Genomic DNA, 1,939 nt, shown 5'->3' with positions numbered 1-1,939 from the left:
GGGAACGGGAAGCTTGATCGGGCTGCCTTGCCCGAACCCGGGCAGGGCAGCGTCCGGGAGCATGTAGCGCCGGATGGCCCCATCGAGGAGACCATCGCGGGCATCTTCGCCGAAGTGCTCGGCACCGACGAGGTCAGCGTCACCGACGGGTTCTTCGAGCTCGGGGGCAACTCGCTCCTGGCCACTCGTGTCATCGCGCGGATCAACGAAGCGCTCCGCACGGAGCTCGACATCCGGGCACTGTTCGAGGCGAACTCCGTTCGCGGGCTCGCCGAGCGCGCAGCGGCTGCTGGCCTGGCCGAGGAGAGGCTGCCGCTCGTGCGGCGCGAGCATGACGGCCCGGTGCGGATCGCCCCGGAGCAGTGGCGGATGTGGGAGGCGAACCAGCGCGATACCTCCTCCTCGCAGTGGATCATTCCGGTGGTTCTCCGGATGGAGGGGGAGATCGACGCGGCAGCGCTGGGCGTGGCCTTCCGGGAGGTCGTGGAGCGGCACGAGCCCCTGCGAACGATCTACCCTGATTCGCCGGAGGGGCCGTTGCAGGTCGTGGTCCCGATGAACGAGGTCACCCTTGAGCTCGAGCACGCGGCGATAGGTGCGGGCGAGGACCTCATGGAGCGAGTGACCGCGTTCTGCGCGCGTGGTTTTGACGTCACCAAGGAGTTGCCCGTGCGCGCCAAGCTCTTCCAGGCCGCGCCGGAGGACCACATGCTGGCCGTGGCGATCCATCACATCAGTGCCGATGGCTCATCCTCGGCGCCGCTGGCCCGCGACGTGATGCTTGCCTATCACGCGCGGCTGCGAGGCGAGCCACCGGCGTGGAGCCCGTTGCCGGTCCGGTACAGGGACTACGCCGTGTGGGAGCGGGAACTCCTGGGAGATGTCTCGGACGAGGCCTCGCTATCCGCGGCAGAGGCCCGGTTCTGGCGGTCGGCGCTCGCTGATCTCCCCGCGCCGCTCGAGCTGCCCGCGGACCATGCGAGGCCGGAGGCCCCGTCCGTCCGTGGCGAGAGCGTGCTGCTCGAGATTCCCCGCGAGCTGCATGAGCGCATCGTCGCGCTCGCGCAGCGGCAGGGCGCGACGATGTTCATGGTCATGCAGGCTGCGACCGCGGTCCTGCTGGCCCGGTGGGCCGAGGCGGACGAGGTCACTACAGTCGCTCCGACCGCGGCGAGGCCGGATAGGGCATTGAGCGAGCTCGTGGGCCTGTTCGTCCGGAGCGTTTCCTTCCGCGCGCGCACGGCTCCAGGACTCGCCTTCGCGGAAGTGGTGAGCTCTGTCAGAGAATTCGCCGTCGAGGTCTACTCCCATTCGCTCCTTCCGCTTGACCAAGTCACCAAAATCGTTCGTTCGGGCACGCCGCATGAGGGCCAACCAATAACCCGGCTCGGATTCGCGTTCCAGAACGTCGACTCCGCGGAGATCACGCTTGATCGCCTCACCCTGTCAGGGCGGTCCGTGGATCTCGGCGTCACGCATCTCGATCTGAACTTCATCGTTGCCGAGCGGCTCGATGAGGCCGGGGCGCGCAACGGGATGGCCGTGCGTGTCATTTTTGCCACTGATCTGTTCGAGAGGGCCACCGTGGCGAAGCGCGTGGATCAGTACGTGCAGCTCCTCGAAGCAGTGGTGGACGACCCGACGATCGCGATCGCCGATTTGCCCTTGGAATGAAAAGCTCGGCCAGTACGCGTATTGCGTGGTCGTGAATATCACAGACTGCTCGATCGGGCCCGTACGTTGCTGCCCCCTGGCCTACGATGACGAGGAGTTTACGGCGCCTGGCCCCCGCGCGCGATTGCTGGCGTGGGCGCAGGCGCTGCATTGAGCGATACGAAGGACGGTGCCCCAGTGAACGTCGATCCCTCTGCCCGAGCACAGCTCCTGCCTCAGTTGTTGGCGGCGGCGGTGGAGGTGGACCCGTCGGGCCCGGCTTTGG

1 protein-coding gene is annotated in these 1,939 nt (G+C 67.4%); it reads left to right on the top strand.

The genetic code is table 11. The features are described 5' to 3' along the window. Positions 1 to 1,674: condensation domain-containing protein (locus HT102_RS15710; RefSeq protein WP_225443797.1), on the top strand; the 1,674-nt coding region annotated here is incomplete at its 5' end. Positions 1,675 to 1,939: the final 265 nt, after the last annotated feature.

This window comes from Lolliginicoccus lacisalsi, from assembly GCF_014841105.1.
GTDB classification, from domain to species: Bacteria; Actinomycetota; Actinomycetes; order Mycobacteriales; family Mycobacteriaceae; genus Lolliginicoccus; species Lolliginicoccus lacisalsi.
The sequence above is the reverse complement of the archived record's forward strand: the minus strand, read 5'-3'. Positions and strand labels throughout refer to the sequence as shown.